The organism is Candidatus Nitrosotalea sp. FS, from assembly GCF_011319475.1.
In the GTDB taxonomy this organism is placed as follows: Archaea; Thermoproteota; Nitrososphaeria; order Nitrososphaerales; family Nitrosopumilaceae; genus Nitrosotalea.
The window spans coordinates 1-2,490 of sequence record NZ_RCMC01000061.1 but is presented as its reverse complement, the minus strand read 5'-3'; the positions used below and the strand labels follow the sequence as shown (position 1 = coordinate 2,490).

Genomic DNA, 2,490 nt, shown 5'->3' with positions numbered 1-2,490 from the left:
GCAAAAAAATATGACAAGAAAGCCATCATCAAGGGAGTGTTGGTTCAAGAGATGGTAAAAGGCGGAAAAGAGACAATCGTGGGCTCAAAACAAGAACCAGGATTTGGTCCTGTAGTTATGTTTGGCATGGGTGGAATCTATGTCGAGGTACTAAAGGATGTCACATTCAGAGTTGCTCCTGTCACAGATACTGAAGCAGACGAAATGATATCGTCGATTAAAACAAACAAGTTGTTACAAGGGGTCAGAGGAGAGAAACCATCTGATGTCAAAAAACTTGCAGACTGTATTCAGCGAATCTCCCAACTTGTTACTGATTTCCAAGAAATAAAAGAACTTGACATGAATCCAGTTCTTGTCTTTGAAAAAGGCAAGGGCTGCAAAGTAGTCGACGTAAGAATTGGGCTTGCTTGAAAAACAACAATTTTGTTATAATATTTATATTACTTGCAAAGGGTATTAGCTGATATGCCTATCAAGACGGCTGCTGAGTACATCCAAAGTCTCAGAGGTCGTGACATGAAAGTCTACCTTTTTGGTGAACTTGTAAAAGAACCTGTGGACCATCCAATGATTAGGCCATCAATAAATGCAGTTGCAGAGACATATGATCTGGCAGAAAAGGATTCCGAGATGGCAACTGCAAAATCATCCATATCTGGTTTGCAAGTCAACAGGTTTTTGCACATTGCAGAAAGTGCAGATGATCTGGTAAATCAAAATAAAATGCAACGAAAACTTGGCCAACTCACTGGAACATGTTTTCAGAGATGTGTAGGAATGGATGCACTAAATTCATTATATTCTGTTACTTTTGAGATTGATGAAAAACACAAGACTAGTTATCACAAGCGACTAGTCGATTTTATAAAAATGATCCAGCAAGAGAATTTTGTTATTGGCGGTGCCATGACTGATCCAAAGGGAGACAGAAGCAAGGCACCACACCAGCAAGAAGATCCAGATGTATTCTTACATGTAGTAGAAAAAAATGACAAGGGAATATTTGTTACAGGTGCCAAGGCTCACCAGACTGGTTGCATAAATTCACACTGGATAGTAGTAATGCCTACAATGAGATTGTTGGAAGGTGACAAGGATTATGCAGTTGTCGGTGCAATGCCTGCCGATGCTCCTGGAATCACATACATCTACGGACGCCAGTCATGTGATACAAGAAGCATGGAGGATGGAGATATTGATGCAGGAAATGCAAAGTTTGCAGGCCAAGAGGCACTCATTGTTTTTGATCGAGTCTTCATTCCATGGGATAAGGTATTCATGTTTGGCGAGTATGAATTTGCCGCAATGCTTGTAGAACGATTCACGTGTTATCACAGAAGAAGTTATGTATGCAAGACAGGTCTTGGTGATGTTTTAATTGGTGCAGCTGCTGCAATTGCTGATTACAACGGAGTTCCAGATGTTTCTCACATAAAGGACAAACTTGTAGAAATGACCCATCTCAATGAAACCATATATGCATCTGGCATTGCTTCATCGTCTCAGGCACATCGCACCAAGTCTGGTGTCTGGCTCAATGATGACATGCTAGCAAATGTTACAAAACATAATGTCACTAGATTTCCATACGAAATTGGTAGACTAGCACAAGACATTGCAGGTGGCCTTGTTGTCACACTTCCATCTGAAAAAGATCTGAAAAATCCAACAACAGGTCCAATACTGAAAAAGTATCTTAGGGGACGAAAAGGAGTAGATGTTGAAAACAGGATAAGAATTTTGAGGCTTATTGAAAACATGACACTGGGTAGAAACGCAGTAGGATACCTCACAGAATCTATGCATGGGGCAGGCTCTCCACAGGCCCAGAGAATCCAGATTGCACGTCAAATGCAGCTTGGATACAAGAAAAAGCTAGCCAAAAATCTTGCAAGCATTAAGGAAAATCCTGAACCCGAATCTGAACAATCTGATTATTTCCAGCGTGTATTCAAGATAAGAAAATAATTAAAAATTATTTCAGTTCTGAATCTTTATCTTGTGATTTGTCTGTTGGCTTGTCTGAATCATTTGTAAAATATGATTTGTCATTTGACAAACTCTTGTCTGCATTAGTTCCTGACTCATCTAAATTTGGTTTGTCTTTATCATTGTCAAATACATTTCCTGCAGATTTTGGCTTGCCAAATTGTTTTACTAGCATTATGCCAACAATGACAGCTATTATGATGTAATTTATTGGAGGCGTGAGTATTCTTGTTACATAGCCTATCTGCGGAATGACATAGACTACTTTTCCAATGTAATCATCTTTTGNGACTTGTCATCTACCGAACTCTTGTTTGGACCTGTCCCTGATTCATCTGTGAGATATGATTTGTCACTTGACAAACTCTTGTCTACACTAGCTCCTGACTCGTCTAAATCTGTCTTGTCTTTATCATTGTCAAATACATTGCCTGCAGATTTTGGCTTGCCAAATTGTTTTACTAGCATTATGCCAACGATGACAGCTATTATGATGTA

General features: G+C 39.4%; 2 protein-coding genes. Both read left to right on the top strand.

Translation table 11 applies throughout. The annotated features are described in order from the left end of the window. Positions 1–414 (top strand): acetate--CoA ligase family protein (locus tag DYY66_RS02900; protein ID WP_178085573.1); only part of this gene is annotated, 414 nt, incomplete at its 5' end. A gap of 54 nt (positions 415–468) precedes the next feature. Further along, positions 469–1,971, top strand: a complete 1,503-nt coding sequence (locus DYY66_RS02895; RefSeq protein WP_166286061.1) for a 4-hydroxyphenylacetate 3-hydroxylase family protein — start codon at positions 469–471, stop codon at positions 1,969–1,971. Positions 1,972–2,490 lie beyond the last annotated feature (519 nt).

Excerpts from the sequence above, each read along its gene's own strand:
- DYY66_RS02895 (WP_166286061.1), top strand. The coding sequence starts at position 469 with ATGCCTATCAAGACGGCTGCTGAGTACATCCAAAGTCTCAGAGGTCGT.